Source organism: Pseudoclavibacter sp. RFBB5 (genome assembly GCF_002931555.1).
In the GTDB taxonomy this organism is placed as follows: Bacteria; Actinomycetota; Actinomycetes; order Actinomycetales; family Microbacteriaceae; genus Pseudoclavibacter.
In genome coordinates this window covers 124,405-141,354 of record NZ_PSTZ01000003.1, presented here as the reverse complement: position 1 = coordinate 141,354, position 16,950 = coordinate 124,405, and the positions used below count along the sequence as shown (strand labels likewise).

General features: G+C 69.9%; 16 protein-coding genes. 3 read left to right on the top strand and 13 right to left on the bottom strand.

Translation table 11 applies throughout. The annotated features are described in order from the left end of the window. Positions 1 to 105: 105 nt before the first annotated feature. The 12 genes from C5B97_RS03925 to hemE form a co-directional block, all read right to left on the bottom strand. Entirely contained in the window at positions 106 to 744 is a 639-nt protein-coding gene (locus C5B97_RS03925; RefSeq protein WP_104254478.1) for a DedA family protein, read from the bottom strand. A 6-nt stretch (positions 745 to 750) separates the two neighbouring features. Continuing rightward, a complete protein-coding gene (gene hemL / locus C5B97_RS03920) occupies positions 751 to 2,103 on the bottom strand; it encodes a glutamate-1-semialdehyde 2,1-aminomutase (RefSeq protein WP_104310833.1) in 1,353 nt (450 codons plus the stop codon). After that, positions 2,100 to 3,125 (bottom strand): porphobilinogen synthase, encoded by a 1,026-nt coding sequence (gene hemB / locus C5B97_RS03915; protein ID WP_104310832.1) that lies wholly within the window; start codon positions 3,123 to 3,125, stop codon positions 2,100 to 2,102. The genes hemL and hemB overlap by 4 nt, the downstream gene beginning before the upstream one ends. A 97-nt stretch (positions 3,126 to 3,222) precedes the next feature. Continuing rightward, positions 3,223 to 4,134, bottom strand: coding sequence for a uroporphyrinogen-III synthase (locus C5B97_RS03910; RefSeq protein ID WP_104310831.1), 912 nt, complete (start codon positions 4,132 to 4,134; stop codon positions 3,223 to 3,225). Between the two features lie 14 nt (positions 4,135 to 4,148). Continuing rightward, the gene (gene hemC / locus C5B97_RS03905) at positions 4,149 to 5,072 is read right to left on the bottom strand and encodes a hydroxymethylbilane synthase (RefSeq protein WP_181026896.1); all 924 of its coding nucleotides are present in this window, start codon (positions 5,070 to 5,072) and stop codon (positions 4,149 to 4,151) included. Further along, positions 5,069 to 6,193 (bottom strand): ferrochelatase, encoded by a 1,125-nt coding sequence (locus C5B97_RS03900; RefSeq protein WP_258067953.1) that lies wholly within the window; start codon positions 6,191 to 6,193, stop codon positions 5,069 to 5,071. The genes hemC and C5B97_RS03900 overlap by 4 nt, the downstream gene beginning before the upstream one ends. Before the next feature lie 158 nt (positions 6,194 to 6,351). Next, the gene (hemQ, locus tag C5B97_RS03895; protein WP_104310829.1) at positions 6,352 to 7,155 is read right to left on the bottom strand and encodes a hydrogen peroxide-dependent heme synthase; all 804 of its coding nucleotides are present in this window, start codon (positions 7,153 to 7,155) and stop codon (positions 6,352 to 6,354) included. A gap of 61 nt (positions 7,156 to 7,216) precedes the next feature. Beyond that, positions 7,217 to 7,513: a DUF3618 domain-containing protein gene (locus tag C5B97_RS03890; protein ID WP_104254473.1), complete on the bottom strand. Its 297-nt coding sequence runs from the start codon at positions 7,511 to 7,513 to the stop codon at positions 7,217 to 7,219. Then, positions 7,506 to 7,967 carry a phage holin family protein gene (locus tag C5B97_RS03885; protein ID WP_104310828.1) on the bottom strand — a complete coding sequence of 154 codons (462 nt, stop codon included), beginning with the start codon at positions 7,965 to 7,967 and terminating at the stop codon, positions 7,506 to 7,508. Before C5B97_RS03885 ends, C5B97_RS03890 begins: the two co-directional genes overlap by 8 nt. Before the next feature lie 30 nt (positions 7,968 to 7,997). Beyond that, complete coding sequence (locus C5B97_RS03880) at positions 7,998 to 8,321, bottom strand: hypothetical protein (RefSeq protein WP_104310827.1); 324 nt, start codon at positions 8,319 to 8,321, stop codon at positions 7,998 to 8,000. A 97-nt stretch (positions 8,322 to 8,418) separates the two neighbouring features. Next, positions 8,419 to 9,849 carry an NAD(P)/FAD-dependent oxidoreductase gene (locus C5B97_RS03875; RefSeq protein ID WP_104310826.1) on the bottom strand — a complete coding sequence of 477 codons (1,431 nt, stop codon included), beginning with the start codon at positions 9,847 to 9,849 and terminating at the stop codon, positions 8,419 to 8,421. After that, the gene (gene hemE / locus C5B97_RS03870) at positions 9,846 to 10,979 is read right to left on the bottom strand and encodes a uroporphyrinogen decarboxylase (protein WP_179555448.1); all 1,134 of its coding nucleotides are present in this window, start codon (positions 10,977 to 10,979) and stop codon (positions 9,846 to 9,848) included. Before hemE ends, C5B97_RS03875 begins: the two co-directional genes overlap by 4 nt. Before the next feature lie 141 nt (positions 10,980 to 11,120). On the opposite strand from hemE, the gene C5B97_RS03865 reads away from it, so the two are divergent. After that, on the top strand, positions 11,121 to 12,458 hold the full coding sequence (locus tag C5B97_RS03865; protein ID WP_104310825.1) for a glutamyl-tRNA reductase: 1,338 nt from the start codon (positions 11,121 to 11,123) through the stop codon (positions 12,456 to 12,458). A gap of 401 nt (positions 12,459 to 12,859) precedes the next feature. After that, on the top strand, positions 12,860 to 13,360 hold the full coding sequence (locus tag C5B97_RS03860; protein ID WP_104310824.1) for a hypothetical protein: 501 nt from the start codon (positions 12,860 to 12,862) through the stop codon (positions 13,358 to 13,360). A 103-nt stretch (positions 13,361 to 13,463) separates the two neighbouring features. Here C5B97_RS03860 and C5B97_RS03855 read toward each other — a convergent pair whose 3' ends face one another. Continuing rightward, a complete protein-coding gene (locus C5B97_RS03855) occupies positions 13,464 to 15,476 on the bottom strand; it encodes a M13 family metallopeptidase (RefSeq protein WP_104310823.1) in 2,013 nt (670 codons plus the stop codon). A 100-nt stretch (positions 15,477 to 15,576) separates the two neighbouring features. On the opposite strand from C5B97_RS03855, the gene C5B97_RS03850 reads away from it, so the two are divergent. Then, complete coding sequence (locus tag C5B97_RS03850; protein WP_258067927.1) at positions 15,577 to 16,938, top strand: MATE family efflux transporter; 1,362 nt, start codon at positions 15,577 to 15,579, stop codon at positions 16,936 to 16,938. Positions 16,939 to 16,950 lie beyond the last annotated feature (12 nt).

Here is a 16,950-nt window from a genome sequence, read left to right as displayed (position 1 = left end):
CTTTCGGGATGGGTTTCGCGTTTCGGGATGGAGTGCACCCCATCCCGAAGCGAGCAACCCATCCCGAAACGCGCTTCGGGGGCGGGCTCAGTTTCAGGGGCGGGCTCAGCTGGCGACGTGGTGCGCTTTCCGGCGCTCCGCGAGCTTCTCGAACCAGCCGTTGACGAGCTGCGCGAGCACGCCGAGGGCGATGGCGGTGACCACGGCAAGCGCCATCATGAGGAGCGGGTTGCTCTGACTCCACGAACCGAACGCCGCGCCGATGAGCACCGCGTAGCCGACCCACACGGCGCTGGCCAGCACGGAGAGCGGCAGGAACCGCGGCATGGGCATGCGGGCGTCGGATGCGGCGAGCACGGTCGCGATGCGGCCCATCGGCAGGAGCCTGACCGTCACCATGACCCACTTCGGCCGGGTCTTGAGCTGGTCGCCGACCCGTGTGCGCACGGCGGTGAGCCGTCGCCCGTTCATCCAACTCCATTTGCCGAAGCCGATGCCTCGCGCGAGCCAGTACGTGCCGATGTCGCCCAGCACCATGCCGGCGACGCAGAAGACGAAGAGGCCGAACAGGTTGATGAGCGCCGTCCAGCCCTGATCCCCGGCCGTCAGCGCGGAGAGCGCGACGACCAGCGACTGGCTGGGCAGGAACGTGACGACGCCGCCGATGAGCAGCACGAGCGCGGCCACCGCGAAGCTCCACCCGGAGCCGCGGAGGCCGAGCACCCACTCCGAGAGCTCTTCCACGCGCCCCTACTCTGGCGCCACGGCGTCTGCCGCGGCCTTCGCTGCGGCGGGCAGCGCCGCGAGGACTCGCTCGATGGCCGCGTCATCGTGGGCCGCCGACACGAACCACGCCTCGAACACGCTCGGCGGCAGGTTGACCCCCGCGTCGAGCATGGCGGCGAAGAACGGCGGGTAGCGCCAGGCTTCCTGGCGCTTGACCTCGTCTTCGTTGCGCGGGCCTCCTCCGGTGCCGGTCCAGCCGAGCGCCGCGCCGTCGCCGAAGGTGAAGCTGAAGAGGTTGCCGACGTTCTGCACCGAATGGGCGACGCCAGCGGCGCTGAGCGCCTCGGAGGTGGCGGCGCGGATGCGTTCCGCGGCCGCATCGACCCGTGCGTACACGTCGGCGTCGGCAAGCGCGAGCGTCGCGATGCCGGCCGCAACCGCAACCGGGTTCCCCGAGAGGGTGCCCGCCTGGTAGACGGGGCCCTGAGGGGCGAGGTGGCTCATGATCTCGCGTGAGCCGCCGAGCGCCGCGACGGGCATGCCGCCGCCGATGACCTTGCCGTACGTGTAGAGGTCGGCCTGCCACCCACCCGAGGCCTCGCTCTTCTGCTCCTCACCCCACCAGCCGGCAGGGCCCGTGCGGAAGCCCGTGAGCACCTCGTCGCAGACGAGCAGTGCACCCTCGGCCGAGCAGAGCTCTGCGAGCGCGCGGTTGAAGCCGGGCTCAGGCGGCACGACGCCCATGTTGGCGGGCGACGCCTCCGTGATGACGGCGGCGATCTCGCCCGGATGCTCGGCGAACGCGGCACGCACGGCGTCGAGGTCGTTGAACGGCACGACGATGGTCTGCGACGTGATGGCCTCTGGCACCCCGGCAGAACCGGGCAGCGCGAGCGTCGCAAGCCCAGAACCGGCCGCCGCGAGGAGACCGTCGGAGTGCCCGTGATAGCAGCCGGCGAACTTCACGATGAGATCGCGGCCCGTGTACCCGCGAGCGAGGCGAAGCGCCGTCATGGTCGCTTCCGTGCCCGTCGAGACGAGACGCACCTGCTCGATCGGGGCGATGCGCTCGACGACCAGCTCTGCGAGCTGGGTCTCAGCCGGAGTCGGCGCGCCGAACGAGAGCCCGCGGGCCGCGGCGTCCTGCACGGCGGCGACGACCGCCGGGTGCGCGTGCCCGAGCAGCATGGGGCCCCATCCGCTGACGAGGTCGACGTACTCGTTGCCGTCGACGTCGGTCAGGTACGGGCCCGTGGCCGAAGCTGCGAAGGGAGGGGTGCCGCCGACCGAGCCGTAGGCGCGGACCGGGGAGTTCACACCTCCCGGAGTGACGTCGAGGGAGCGGGCGAACAGGGCTGCTGAGGCTGCGTGGTTCATCGTGCGTCCACTCTGCCATGGGCCGCCGACACTCCGGTGCCCGCCTGCAGGTTCAGGGTGCGGGCGAGCTCGCTCGCGTAGTAGGTGAGCACGGCGTCGGCCCCAGCGCGGCGGATGGAGGTGATGGATTCGGCGATCGCGCGGTCGCGGTCGATCCAGCCGTTCGCGGCGGCCGCCTCGATCATGGCGTACTCGCCGCTGACCTGATACGCCCAGACGGGAACGATCGACTCCGCGGCGACGTCGGCGAGCACGTCGAGGTACGAGCCCGCAGGCTTCACCATGACCACATCCGCGCCCTCGTCGATGTCGATGAGCGCCTCGCGCATGCCCTCGCGACGGTTCGCCGGGTCGAGCTGGTAGGTGCGGCGGTCGCCCTGGAGCTGCGAGTCGACGGCTTCGCGGAATGGGCCGTAGAAGGCGGACGCGTACTTCGCCGAGTAGGCGACGATCGCGACGTCGGTGTGCCCGGCCGCGTCGAGGGCCGCGCGCGCGCTGGCGACCTGGCCGTCCATCATCCCGGACATGCCGAGCATCGCGGCGCCCGCGTCTGCCTGAGCGATCGCCATCGCGTCGTAGCGTTCGAGCGTCGCGTCGTTGTCGACTCGGCCGGCGGCATCCAGCACCCCGCAATGCCCGTGGTCGGTGAACTCGTCGAGGCAGAGGTCCGTCTGCACGACGATGGCATCCCCGAACTCCTCCGCGAGCACATGCGCCGCGACGTTGAGGATGCCGTTCGGGTCGGTGGCGCCCGAACCGACCGCGTCACGTGTCTCCGGCACGCCGAAGAGCATGACCCCGCCCACACCGAGCCCCGCCGCCTCATCGACGACGCGACGGAGCGAGTCGAGCGAATGCTGCTGCACGCCGGGCATCGACGAGATGTCGATGGGCTCGCTGACCCCCTCGCGCACGAACAGGGGCAGGATGAGGTCGTTCGGGTGCACTCGCACCTCGCGGACCTGGCGGCGCACGGCGTCGCTCTGGCGCAGACGGCGGGGCCTGCGGCTCGGGGAGATCATGCGATCGTGTCCTTCCTCAACGTTCAGCGTCGGCTTCGCGACCGCGATCCGACCCTGCCTTCATTCCGATTCCGGCGCCGTGCTGCGATCGAGCAGCTCAGCGGTCGCCGGGAGTCTGACCGCGACCCTCGTCGAGCGCGGGGATGTCTTCCTTCGGCACGGGCTGGTTGTCGTGCTCTGCCTGCAGCTCGGCCTCGAACGCCCGGACCGCCTTGAGATCGATCGCCTCGGTCACTGGCATGTCGCTGCCGCTCGCGAGCCACTCGAGGCCGTCGAGCAGCGACGCGACCGAGCGCTGCTTCGCCACGACGTCGACGCGGAGGCCGAGCTGCCTGGCGTCCTTCGCGGTGCGCGGGCCGATCGCGGCGATGTAGATCTCGTCGGGGATGGGCGAGAACTGCTTGTCGACCTGCTCGGCCACGGATCCGCTCGTCACCAGGATCGCTCGGATCCGGCTGTTGCGGATGTCGTACTGGATGCTCTCCGCGGCGGGCACGCCCACCGTGCGGTACGCGACGACCGAGTCGACGAGGTGCCCGCGCCTCGCGAGCCCCTCAGCCAGCGTGGGACGTGCGACCTCCGAACGCAGCCAGAGCACCGAGATGGGAGGCTGGTGGCGCGCCGCCTCGGCCCACTCGAGCAGCAGGCCCTTCGCGGAGTTGTCGTGCGTGGGGACGAAGTCGACTCGGTAGCCAGCCGTCGTGAGCGACGCGGCCGTCGTCTCCCCCACCGCTGCGATGAGCGTGTGATCCGGCACCTTCACGCCGAGCGAGTGCATGACGTCCGCTGCGGTGGCGCTCGTGACCGCCACCCAGTTGTAGTGACCGCTCTCGAGCAGTCGGATCTTCTCGGCCAGCACCCTCGAGTCGCTCTCGTTGGGGCTCGCGAAGTTGATGAGGGGGGCAGTGATCGGGAAGGCGGAGCGAGCCCGAACAGCTTCGGCCACGTCACCGCCCCAGACGCCTCCACGGGGAACGAGGATCTTCCAGCCCTTCAGCGGTGCATCCATCGTGGCTCCTCCGTTCAGGCCATCAGCGCGAGCGCACCCTGATCGAAGAGGTCCGTCGAGATGAGCGTGACCAGTTCTGCCTGGGCGGCATCGAATGCGCGGGGGTCGGAGACCTCCACGGCACGTCTGCTGGACACCCGCGAAGATCCGTCTACTGCATACACGGTAGCCCACGCCTCGAGCTTTCCGTCGGCGTATCGCGCGGAGGCGCCGACGGGGGCGGCGCAACCGGCCTCGAGTGTCGCGAGAATGCCGCGTTCGACGAGGACCGCGGCGCGCGCTGTCGGGTCGTCGAGCTGGGAGACGCCGGCAGGAGTTTCGCCGTCGCGAACTTCGATGCCGAGGCATCCCTGGCCTGGGGCGTTCGGGAAGGTCTCGAGGTCGAAGCGCTCGGTGATCGCCGCTGCGAACCCGAGGCGCTCCAGGCCCGCCGCTGCGAGCACCACGGCGTCGAGCTCACCATCGGTCACGAAGCGGAGTCGCCGCTCGACGTTGCCTCTGATGTCGCGGATCTCGAGGTCTGGCCGCAGTGTCAGCAGCTGCGCCACGCGACGTGGCGAGCCGGTGCCGACCTTCGCGCCGTGCGGCAGCTGCTCGAGGGTCAGACCGGATGCGCCGCCGAGCGAGCAGAGCGCGTCGCGCTGGTCTTCCCGCACCGGGTAGGCGGCGACGGTGAGGCCGGGGGCCTTGGCCGTCGGGAGGTCCTTCAGGGAGTGGACGACGAGGTCGCATTCACCTGCGAGGAGTGCGTCGCGGAGTTCACTCGCGAACACTCCCGTGCCGCCGAGCGACGAGAGCGCCGCGCGGGTCACGTCGCCGTGTGTCGTCACGCGCACGAGCTCGGTCGGCTCGCCCGTGATGCGTTCGAGCTCCCGCGCCATGGTCGAGGTCTGCGCGACCGCCAGGGCGCTGCCCCTCGTGCCGATCCGGAGCGTCACGGCAGGAGTCCGGACACCGCCGGCTTGAAGCCGAGGCGCTTGTTCGCGCAGCAGCCGGGGCGGCACACGTCGAACCAGGGGCCGATGGTGGTCATCGCCGGTCGCTCTCCGACGGGGATCGCGTCGCGACGTTCGAGGACGAGGTCGACGAGGCCCTCGACGTACTTGGCGTGGATGCCGGGCGTGGGGGTCCTGCGGAACGCGAGTCCCGCATCCGCCGCGGAGTCCTTCGCCTCGTTGTCGAGATCCCAGAGCACCTCCATGTGGTCGGAGACGAAGCCGATCGGCACGACGACAACCGCCTTGACGCCCTTCGAGGGCAGCTCCTCGATGACGTCGTTGATGTCGGGTTCGAGCCAGGGCTGCGAGGGCGGTCCGGAGCGCGACTGGTAGACGAGCTGCCAGGAGAGCTGCTCCGGCACCCGGCCGGCGAGCGTGGTGTCCTCGATGAGCTCATGCTGCGCCGCAAGGGCGACGACCTCGGCGACAGCGAGGTGCTGAGCTGCGTACGCGCCGCTCTCGCCGAAGCCGGCGCCGGGAGGGCCCGAGTTCTCGGCGTCTGCCAGGGGCACCGAGTGCGTCGTGAAGAGCACCTCGACCTCGGTGGCGAGGTCGAGTTCACTGTGCTCCTGCGCGAGGCTGAGCACCGCGTCGCGGACACCCTCGATGAAGGGCGCCACGAATCCGGGGTGGTCGAAGAAGGCGCGCACCTTGTCGATGGTCAGCTGACCGCCGAGGCCCGAGTCCTCGAGCGCATCCGCGAAGTCCTCGCGGTACTGGCGGCAGCTCGAGAACGACGAGTAGGCGCTCGTGGCGATCGCGATGAGCGCCGAGCAGCCCGCCTCGCGGGCATCGAGGAGCACGTCGTTGAAGTACGGTTCGGAGTTGCGATTGCCCCAGAAGACGGGCAGGTCGATGCCGCGGCGCTCGAGCTCGCGCTCGATGGACGCCTTCAGCTGGCGGTTCTGCTCGTTGATGGGGCTCACGCCGCCGTAGTGGCGGTAGTGGTGGGCGACCTCCTCGAGGCGCTCGTCCGGGATGCCGCGACCGGCCGTGACGTTGCGCAGGAACGGGATGACCTCGTCCTGCCCCTCAGGTCCGCCGAAGGAGGCGAGCAGGATGCCGTCGTATGCGACGGGCTCGGTCGTGTGCTCCGGCCCGAACCTGGCGGCGTCGGATGCTGCGCTGACGGCCGCGTTGACCTCGACGCGCGTGAACGTCGCGGGGTTGGGCTTGCGTCCGGGAGTGCGCTCGCCGGTCTGCCGCGGGGCGACGTCGGTCACTGCAGCACCTCGACGATCTCGGAGGTCTGCACGAAGCGACCCGTGTAGAACGGCACCTCTTCGCGCACGTGCCTCCGAGCGTCCGTCTGGCGCAGATCGCGCATCATGTCGACGAGGTTGAGCAGGTTGTCGTCCTCGAGGGCGAGCAGCCACTCGTAGTCGCTGATGCCGAAGGCCGCGACCGTGTTGGTGAGCGTCGACGTGTAGGACGAACCTGCGCGCCCGTGCTCGGCGAGCATCTGGCGACGCTCATCCTCTGGAAGCAGGTACCACTCGTAGGAGCGCACGAACGGGTACACGGTGACCCACTGGCGCGGCTCCTTGCCGAGCATGTACGCGGGCATGTGGCGTGCGCTGAACTCCGCCGCGCGGTGCACGCCCACGATCTGCCACGACGGGGTGAGCGGTGCGATGAGCTCGCTGCGGCGGATCTGTCGAAGACCCCACTGCAGGCTCTCCGGCGCCTCGCCGTGCAGCCACACCATGAGCTCGCCGTCGTGTCGGAACCCGGAGACGTCGTAGAAGCCGCGAACCTTGACGCCGTTCTCTGCGAGCTCGGCCACGATGCCATCGAGCTCGTCGACGGCCTTGATGGCGTCTCGCCCTGAGAGCACGAGCTCGTTGAGGGTCTCGCGACGGAACACGGAGATCATCGTGTACTCCGTGAGCGTCGTGCCCCCACCCTGCTCTTCATTGCCCGCTTGCGCTTCTGGAGCGGCCTGGTCTGCCTGCTCTGCGGGGACTGCTGACGTTGCATTGGGCTCGGCCGCGTAAGCCGGGACCTCGTTCGAGTGGGTCATGGTCCTATTCTACGAAATGTCGAGGAATGATTCGGGGTGCGCGTGACGAGCGCCGGACAGCTCAGCGCGAGCGGCGGTACAGCGTGACGGCGGCCGTGATGCCGCCGGCCACGACAACCGCTGCACCGGTCGCGAGACCCGCGAGCAGCAGCGGATTGTCTTCCTTCAGGCGCTGGATGCTGTGCCGCGTGGAGTTGAGGAGCTCGCGACCGCGGATGCGCGGGTCGACCTTCACCTCGATCGCGTCGAGCGTCGCCGCCAGCTCGCGCCGGGTCTTCTCGATATCGGCCTTCAGCTGGCCGTCGTTGCGCTTGTCTTCCTTCTTCGCGAGGGTCGCCTCGCCGTTCTGCTCACTCATACTGTCCGAGCCCCTTCACTGCGTTGACATCCTGCTTGACGCTGGCGATCGTTCGCTCCGGCGCGAGCTTGCCCGCGCGCTTGAGCGCGACGTAGCCGGCGAGGCCGAGCACGATGACGAGCAGCAGGAACGCGCCTGCCACGATGAGCGCGGAGAGCCACGGCGCGAAGACCGTGTTGAGCCCGAGGACGGCAGCGGTCACGAGCACTGCCCACAGGGTGAGCGCGAAGAATGCCGCGGCGGCGAACAGGCCGACCGCGATGCCGTACTTCGTGCCCGTCGAGATGAGCTCCCGCTTGCCCTGCTCGACCTCGTCGCGCACGAGCTTCGTGAGGAGCTTCGGGACGTCGGTCACGAGCGTGCCGAGGCTCGCCCTCGACTTCGGGTTGGCCCTCGTGCGGCCGATGCCGGGGAAGGGCCCGCGGATCGGCGTCTTTTCTGACGACTCAGACATGAGTGTGTCGCTCTCTGCTGGGAGTGCTGGTTAGGATGCGTCGCTGCTCGGGTTGCCGACCGTGCCGGTGGGGGCCGGCGGCTTCGACTTCGAGGAGGAGCCCTTCTTGCCGTTGTCCTTGACCGCCTTCGTGACCTGCGCGGTCACGAGCTTCGCGCCGCTGACGGCCGCGTCTGCGACCTTCGGAGCGAGCTTGCGGGAGATCTCGTCGACCTCTGCGCGCTTGGCGCGGACGAGCTTGGTGTCCCAGACCGTGTGCGCGACCGAGGAGATCTGCTCATAGCGCTTGCGTCCCGCGCGAGCCCCGAGGACGTACCCGGCACCGAGGCCAAGCACAAACACGAACTTCTTCATGAAAACTCCTATCGTTCGCCGGTGCGCCCGCGACCGGTCGATCGGGCGCTGTGAAGCCACGAATCAAGCCTAGCCCCGCTCGGCATCTCAACTCGCGCTAAGCCTGTGCGTCCGCGGGGAACAGCCCGTCGACCGCACGGAGCACACCGGGCACGACGCTCGCGAGCCCCGTGCCGTCGATCCAGGTGCCCGCGAGCGCGAGACCGACCGACGCCTCCGCCGCCGAGCGTGCGCCGCGCAGCGTCTCAGCGCGGCCGAGCCGTGCCGCAGGAGGTGGAAGATGCCACACCTGCCTCGCCATGGCCACGACATCGTCGGCGGCGATGGCGGTTCCGAGCAAGCGACCGGCGTCGGCGCAGGCGAGGGCGAGAAGCTGATCGTCGTCGAGTCCACCGGTGAGCGGCTCGGCTCCCCCGCTCACCTCGGGGCCGTACGAGAGGCGGAGCACGTGCATCCCCGCGCCTGCCGCCGCCTCCTGCCAGGCCCACTTCGCGGTGACGTGGGTGAGCGCCTTCGCGCGGATGCTCGTGCTCGGGTCGCCGACGAGCACTCCGGTTCCACGCGGTCGGGCATCGAGCTGCGGGGCGCGGACGAGCAGGGCGACGACCTCGGCCGGCACGGGGCGTTCGCCCGGTGACGCCGGCTCCGATGTCGGGACGGCGACCGTCGACAGAATGCGCTGCACCAGCACGCTCGCCCCGTCTTCGAGCTCCACGCTCCAGGACTCGTCGCCGGAAGACAGCCCCGCGTGCTTCCGCACGGCCACGACGCGCGTGCCGAGGCGCACCTCCACGCCGAGCTCGGCGAGCTCGCGCTCGAGCAGCGCCACGACCCGGTGCATCCCGCCTGTGACGGTGCGCACGGCAGCACCCGGGGGCGCGCTCTTGCGCAGCGCGGCGACGGCGCCTGCGAGCGAGCCGTGCTCGAGGAGGCGATCGGCGAGGCCGGGGACGAGCACTCGGTGGTCGAGGTCCGAAGGGTCGAGCGAGTAGACGCCGCGAGTGACCGGCGCCACGAGCCGTCCCAGCACGATCGGCCCCATACGGGCGAGGACCAGCGCCTCGAGGTTGCGCGCGTCGGCACCGATCTCCGGATCGAGCCGCCGATCGCGCTCGAGCTCGGCGATGCCTGCGTCTCCGACCGCCGCGTGCACGGCCGCCCGAGCCTCGGCGTCGAGCAGCGACGCCTCGCCGGGAATCCCGAGAAGTCCCCCCGCCGGCATGGGCGCGGCCGTGCCGTCTGTCACCACCCAGGATCCGAGCGCGCGCGGCTCGGCGACGTCGTCGAGCATCCCGAGCTCCTGGAGGAGCGCCGCGAAGGCGCCACCCTTCGTCGCGAACGCCTCAGCGCCGATATCGATCGGCAGGTCGCCGAGGTGGGCACGGCGGATCATTCCGCCGAGCTGGTCTCCGGCCTCGACCAGAAGCACCCGGACGCCGCGGCTCGCGGCTCGCCTCGCGGCGAGCATCCCGGCGATGCCCCCTCCGACGACGAGGAGTTCGGGCTGCTCCGAGTGTCGCGGGTTCACTCGACCCGACCGCCATTCGGCAGCGAGTGCGCGAACTCCACGAGTCCGGTCAGGACGGCAGGGTCGGCCGAAGGCGGGACCCCGTGGCCGAGGTTGAGGATGTGGGCTGGCGCGGAGTTGCCGCGTCGGACCACGTCGCGCACATGCGCCTGCAGCACCGCGTCACCCGCGCCGAGCACGGCTGGGTCGACATTGCCCTGCAGCGGCACGTTGCCGCCCAGGCGACGCGACGCCTCATCCAGAGTGATGCGGTCGTCGACACCCATGACGTCGGCGCCGATCGCGTGCATGTCCGGCAGGAGCTCGGCCGTGCCGACGCCGAAGTGGATGGTGCGAACACGCTCACCGGCGGGCGTGCGCAAGGCTCTCACGCGCTCGAGCGCGAGCCCGCTCGAGGCGGCGATCGACCTCTGGTACCGGTCGCGGCTCAGCGATCCCGCCCAGGAGTCGAACAGCTGCACTATGCTCGCGCCAGCCCGTACCTGCGCCTCCAGGAAGGCGGCGGAGAGCTCGGCGATCGCGCCGGAGAGGTCAGCCCACGCCTCGGGGTCCGCCTGCATGAGGGTGCGCGTGCGGAGATGGTCCTTCGACGGGCCGCCCTCGACCACGTACGCGGCGACCGTGAACGGGGCGCCCGCGAAGCCGATGAGCGGGGTCGCGCCGAGTTCCGCGACCGTCAGGGACACCGCCTCCGAGATGGGAGCGAACAGCTCGGGACTGATGCGCTCCCGAACGCGGGCCGCGAACTCGTGCGCCTCCTTCGAGGTCCGCACCGGGTTCTCGAAGACCGGGCCCGTGCCCGGCACGATGTCGACGGCCTCGCCGATGAGCTTGAGCGGCACCACGATGTCGCTGAAGAAGACCGCCGCGTCGACACCGTGCCTGCGCACGGGCTGCAGCGTGATCTCCGCGGCGAGCTCCGGGCGGAGGCAGGAATCGAGCATCTCGATCCCCGTGCGCAGCTCGCGGTACTCCGGCAGCGAACGCCCCGCCTGCCGCATGAACCACACCGGCAGCGTCTCGGGGCGCTCGCCGCGTGCAGCCCGGATGAGCGGCGCGTCGGCCGTGAGGCCGGAAGAGAGGGGGTGCGAATCGCTGAGTGGCAGGGGTGCGGGAGCTGTCTCGGTCACCACACCATTCTCTACCCGGCACTCGAGCGGGGAGCACAGCCTGCCACCGCGCGCATCTCGACCTATTCCCGGACCGCAAGCAGATTAAGGGAAGGTATGGCTCAGAAGCGGATGCGCCAAGAACTTCTACAATAAGTAATCGTGTTGCTGTGTCTGAGTGCCAATCACCGCACCGCGAGCTTCCCAGTTCTTGAAAAGCTCGCGGCCCGCGAGGACGGCGAACTAGAGTCCGCGCTCCGCGGCGCCCCCGGTGTCGACGGAGCCATCGTGCTGGCCACCTGCAACCGCTTCGAGATCTACCTCGACATCGACACGGCCAAGCCCGTCGCCCCGGAGCTCATGCCGACCATCGCATCGGCACTCGACGTCTCGGTCGAGACGCTCCGCGCCAACATGGCCGTCATCCACGACACCCAGGTGCCCGAGTACCTCTTCGCAGTCTCGAGCGGCCTCGAATCCGTCGTCGTCGGCGAGGGCGAGATCTCCGGCCAGGTTCGCCGAGCGCTCGAGGAGTCGCGCGCCGCCGGAATGTCGACCTCCCAGCTCGAGCGCCTCTTCCAGTCGGCGTCCACCACGTCACGCGGCATCAAGTCGGGCACGAAGCTGCAGAGCGCCGGCCGTTCGCTGGTTCGCCTCTCCCTCGAGCTCGCGGCGTCTCAGATCGCTGACTGGAGCACAGCGCAGGTTGTGCTGGTCGGCACCGGCTCGTACGCCGCCGCCTCCTTGAAGGCGCTCCAGGACCGCGGCGTCACGCGCGTCGGTGTCTACTCCCCCTCGAACCGCGCCCACAAGTTCGCGGAGCGAGACGGGGTCTTCGTCATCGACCGCGAGAACCTCCCCGAGTACCTGTCGAACGCCGACCTCGTCGTCACCTGCTCAACTGCCGACACGGTGGTCATCGACTACGACCTCATGCTCGGAGCCCGCCTCGCGCCCGGCTGCGCCGAGTCGACGCTCATCATCGACCTCGGCATGCCCCGAAACGTCGACCCGGCCGTCGGGCGCCTCGACGGCGTCTCGGTGCTCGACCTCGAGACCATCCGCATCCACGCTCCCCTCGAGGAGCTCGGCGCAGCAGATGAAGCCCGCTGCATCGTCTCGCGCGCCGCCAGCGAGTTCGTCGAGCAGCAGGCCGAGACGAGCGTTGCCGAGGGCATCGCCGCGCTCCGCTCGCACATCACCGACATCGCACGCGCAGAGACCGAGCGCGTTGCCAGCAAGGACGATGCCGGGGTCGCCGAAGCCGCCCTGCGTCGCCTCGCGAACACGCTCCTGCACAGCCCGTCAGTGCGCGCCAAGGAGCTCGCCCGTGCCGGCCGCGGCGACGAGTACCTCGACGCCATCGAGCTGCTGTTCGGCATAACCGTCGAGCGCGCAGCCCCGAAGACGCCCGCAGCACCAGCTCTCCCGACGCCGCTTCCCCGCGTCGTCGACGCGGAAGACGATGGGGCCCTCGAGTGCCCCGTCCACACGTCCTAGCACCGAAGCCTCTGCCCGCGCCCTGGCTCGGGTGACCCGTTCCGCGACCCTTCGGCCTCCCCGGACTCGAGGCCCCGGTCCTCGCGTCGGTCTTCATTCCGGTGCCATGCCTATACCGGCCTCGGCCGCGACTCGGGATGGAGAACTCTCTGTCTTGTGGGAAGTTTCCCTCAACGAGGTGACTCTGCCAGCCCGAAAGCGCGGCCGGCGACCGAGATGACGGGTGCAGCGGCTCGACCGCCGAATGCACGGGCACGCGGACCGGCTGACGCTCATCCTCGAACTCGCGAGGGACAATCGTCGGGCGCTGGCAAGCTCGGGCGCCGCGCCTCGTCGGAACCCGCGGCGAGCGTTCCGAGCCGACCGCCAGGTGCACGCTCCGTCGATGGGAACCCTTGCGAATGCTCCGCGATCACCGTTCGAAACTGCTCACTGCCGCCGCTGCCCTGACTGCGCTGCTGGCGCTCAGCGGATGCGCGGGCGGCGGGCAGGATGGCGACGTCGCGCCTGATGAGGGGATGCAGGCGCCGGGCACGGCGATTGCGGACGCGCTGACGGAGAACGAGATGGGTGGGACGCTCGATTTCGGGGCGCTCCTGCCAGGCGGTGCGACTGGCGCCGTCATCGCCTGCCCTGCTGACACGGTCGACACGCTCGCCGAGAGCACCGGCATCGACGCGGGCAACTTCGAGCTGGCCGATGGCACGCTTCCCGTCGCCGACGGCTCGTTCGCGCTGCTCTTCGGTGATGCAGAAGACCGCATCACCTCGTCGGCGGTGTACGCGGCGGACTCGGTGGACCTGTGCGCGGGTGATGCTGTCGCATCCACCTACCTGGGCTCCGGGGCGCTGGTCATGCTGTCGAAGGTCGGTGACATCTGGACGCCGAACGGCGTCGAGTAACTCCTCGTCGGCGAGGTACGCGCTGGGACGAGGACACCCCTCGCGATGGAGTCGGCTCCGTCACGAGGGGTGTCCTTGTCGAGGCGTGGGCCGCCTGGGCCTGCTACCAGATGGTGACGCGTGCCTCCGGGGCGAGCCAGAGGGCGTCGTTCTCGGTGACGTCGAACGCGTCGTAGAAGGCATCCACGTTGCGCACGATCTGGTTGCAGCGGAATTCGGCCGGCGAGTGCGGGTCGACGGCGAGCAGCAGCTTGGCGTATTCGGGGCGAGCCTTCTGCTGCCAGGCTTGCGCCCAGCTGAGGAAGAACCGCTGCGCGGCGGTGAGGCCGTCGATGGTGTCTTCGTCGTCTGGGCTGAAGCCAGCGTGGGCGCGGTAGGCGCGGTACGCCTTCCAGGCGATGCCGAGTCCGCCGAGGTCGCCGATGTTCTCACCGATCGTGAGCTCGCCGTTGACCTTCTGCCCTTCGGTGCCCTCCGGGGAGAGCTCGTTGTACTGGTCGATGAGGGCGCGCGTGCGCTGCTCGAACGCGACGCGGTCGTCGGCGGTCCACCAGTCCTCGAGGCGGCCGTCTCCGTCGTACTTCGAGCCCTGGTCGTCGAAGCCGTGCCCGATCTCGTGGCCGATGACGGCACCGATCGCGCCGAAGTTCGCGGCGGGGTCACGGTGCTCGTCGAAGAACGGCAGCTGCAGGATGGCGGCTGGGAAGACGATCTCGTTCTCGCCCGGCGAGTAGTAGGCGTTGACGGTCTGCGGTGGCATCATCCACTCATCGCGGCGAACGGGGGTGCCGAGCTTCGCGAACTCGTAGGCGGCCTCGTAGACGGATGCGCGGCGCGAGTTGCCGACGACGTCGTCGTCCTTGATCTCGAGGTCGGAGTAGTCGCGCCACCGGTCGGGGTAGCCGATCTTCGTGACGAACTTCTCGAGCTTTTCGAGGGCGCGCTGACGGGTCTCCGGGCTCATCCACTCGAGTTCGGTGATGGATGCGCGGTACGCGCCGGTGAGGTACCCGACGAGTTCGAGCATCTTGGCCTTGGCGGTCGGCGAGAAGTGCCGCTCGACATATGCCTTGCCGATGGCCTCCGGCAGCTTGCCTTCGGCGTGGCCCGTGCCGCGCTTCCAGCGCTCCCGCTGCTCCGGCGTGCCCTGGAGGGTCTTGCCGTAGAACTCGAAGTTGGCTGCGGAGGTCGAGGGGGCGAGGATGCCCGAGTACTGGGATGCGATGCCCCAGACGAGCCAGTCGCGCCAGGCCTCGAGGCGATCTTCGGTGAGGAGGCCGGCAACGCCCTCGAAGAAGTCGGGCTGACGCACGATGACGCGGTCGAGGGCCCCGGCGGGTGCACCCCAGCGGCCCGTCCAGTCGGCGAAGTCGACGTTGGAGTAGGCGGCGCTGAGCTCGTCGAAGGTGCGCGGGTTGTAGGCGAGTTCCGCTTCGCGCGACTTCACGACGTCCCAGTGGAGCCCCGCGATCTCGGTCTCGAGAGCGAAGACCCGCGCGGCGCGCTCCTCCGCGTCGGGGAGACCGGCGAGGCCGAGCATGCGGGCGATGTGCGCCCGGTACTGCTCGCGGATCTCCGCGTACTGCTCCTCGCGGTAGTAGCTCTCATCCGGCAGGCCGAGGCCGGACTGCTCGAAGTAGAGGGCGTACTCGGCGGGCGACTTGAGGTCGGGGTAGACGTACGCCGACACGAAGGAGCCGAGGCCCGTGCGCTCGAGGTCGCCGAGCACGGCGAGGAACTCGTTGATCGAGGAGGCGGCGAGGGCGCGGTCGATGTCGGGGCGGACCGGGTCGAAGCCGAGGGCCTCGAGCTTCTCCTCATCCATGAACGCCGCGTAGGCGTCGGCGGCCTTGCGGAGCTCTGAACCCGGCTCGGCGTCCTTGCCGCTCTCGAGGATGTCGAGGACCGCCTTCTCGGCGTCTTCGCGCAGCTGGATGAAGCTGCCGTAGGCCGGCAGGTACGCGGGCACTTCCGTGGCGGCGATCCACTTGCCGTTGGTGTGCCGGAACAGGTCGTCGGCGGGGCGGACCGAGGCGTCGAGCGCCTCCAGGTCGATGCCCGAGGGGAGCTGCTCGGATGCGGGAGCGGTGGAGGCGAGGTCGTCCGTCTGTGACATGCCTCTCAGGCTAGGACACACCACCGACACTGACGCTGGGATCATCTCAGGGCGAACAGGTAGCGCGGTCGGCTTGCCGACGCTCTGCGACAATGACCTGGTGCGCGCATCCGACGGCCCCTCCCCGCGTGACCGCACCGACGCTCGCACCCTCGACCGGAGCATCCTGACGCTCGCAGTGCCCGCGTTCGGAGCACTCGTCGCGGAGCCGCTCTTCCTCCTCACCGATACGGCCCTCGTCGGCCACCTGGGTGACACCGCCCTCGCCGGCCTCGGCGTCGCCGCGACGATCCTGCACACGGTCGTCGGCATCATGGTCTTCCTCGCCTATACGACGACTCCCGTCGTGGCTCGTCTGCTCGGCTCAGGCGACCGGCCGGGGGCGATCCGCGCCGGCATCGAGGGGATGTGGCTCGCAGCCTTCTGCGGCCTCGTGCTCCTGGTGGTCGGCCTGCCGCTGAGCGCGCCCCTCGTCGGCGTCTTCACGAGCGACCCCGGCGTCATCGAGGCGGCGAACACCTACCTGTCGCTCAGCCTGTGGGGCCTCCCGGCGATGCTGCTCGTGATCGCCGCCATGGGCCTTCTGCGCGGGCTGCAGAACACGAAGGTGCCGCTCGTCGTCGCCATCGCAGGCTTCGCCGTCAACGCGGCGCTCAACGCGGTCTTCATCTACGGCTTCGGCTGGGGCATCGCAGGCTCGGCGATCGGCACGGTCATCGCGCAGTGGGGCATGGCCATCGTCTACATCGTCATCGCGATCCGGGCGGGCCGGGAGCTCGGCGTCTCTCTGCGGCCCGGCATCGGCGACCCGCGCATCGTGTTCTCGGCCAACGCGTTCATGGTGCTCCGCACCCTCACGCTGCGCGCGTCGCTCGTGGTGCTGGTCTGGGCAGCCGGCCAGCAGGGGGTGGCGGAGCTCGCGTCACTGCAGATCCTGCTCTCGATCAACAGCCTCATCGCGTTCACCCTCGACGCGCTGGCGATCGCCGGCCAGGCCATGGTCGGCCACGCGCTGGGCGCGGGCGAGATCAAGAAGGTGACGGCGATCTCTCGCCGCCTCAAGCAGTGGGGCTTCTGGTTCGGCGTGATCCTCGCGGTCGTCTTCGCGGCCCTCGCGTGGGTGCTCGGGTACGTGTTCACGAGCGACCCGGCGGTCTTGGCGCTCCTGCCCATCGGGCTCCTCATCCTCGCCGCCGGCACGCCGATCGCCGGATTCGTCTACGTGCTCGACGGCATCCTCATCGGGGCTGGCGACGTGCGCTATCTCGCCCTCGCCGGCATCCCTCCGCTGCTCGTGCTCGTCGCAGGGGTCGCGATCGTGCTGCCGCTCGGGATGCAGGGAGCCGCGGGGCTCGGACTGCTCTGGGCGTCCTACGCCGTCGGCACGATGGGCGCACGCGCCCTTGTGCTGGGCGCCCGCGAGCGCGGAACGAAGTGGCTGGTGCCAGGGGCGGCCAGGTAACTTCTCCTGCCC

Excerpts from the sequence above, each read along its gene's own strand:
- hemL (WP_104310833.1), bottom strand. The coding sequence starts at position 2,103 with ATGAACCACGCAGCCTCAGCAGCCCTGTTCGCCCGCTCCCTCGACGTC.
- hemB (WP_104310832.1), bottom strand. The coding sequence starts at position 3,125 with ATGATCTCCCCGAGCCGCAGGCCCCGCCGTCTGCGCCAGAGCGACGCC.
- C5B97_RS03910 (WP_104310831.1), bottom strand. The coding sequence starts at position 4,134 with ATGGATGCACCGCTGAAGGGCTGGAAGATCCTCGTTCCCCGTGGAGGC.
- hemQ (WP_104310829.1), bottom strand. The coding sequence starts at position 7,155 with ATGACCCACTCGAACGAGGTCCCGGCTTACGCGGCCGAGCCCAATGCA.
- C5B97_RS03890 (WP_104254473.1), bottom strand. The coding sequence starts at position 7,513 with ATGAGTGAGCAGAACGGCGAGGCGACCCTCGCGAAGAAGGAAGACAAG.
- C5B97_RS03885 (WP_104310828.1), bottom strand. The coding sequence starts at position 7,967 with ATGTCTGAGTCGTCAGAAAAGACGCCGATCCGCGGGCCCTTCCCCGGC.
- C5B97_RS03880 (WP_104310827.1), bottom strand. The coding sequence starts at position 8,321 with ATGAAGAAGTTCGTGTTTGTGCTTGGCCTCGGTGCCGGGTACGTCCTC.
- C5B97_RS03860 (WP_104310824.1), top strand. The coding sequence starts at position 12,860 with ATGCTCCGCGATCACCGTTCGAAACTGCTCACTGCCGCCGCTGCCCTG.
- C5B97_RS03855 (WP_104310823.1), bottom strand. The coding sequence starts at position 15,476 with ATGTCACAGACGGACGACCTCGCCTCCACCGCTCCCGCATCCGAGCAG.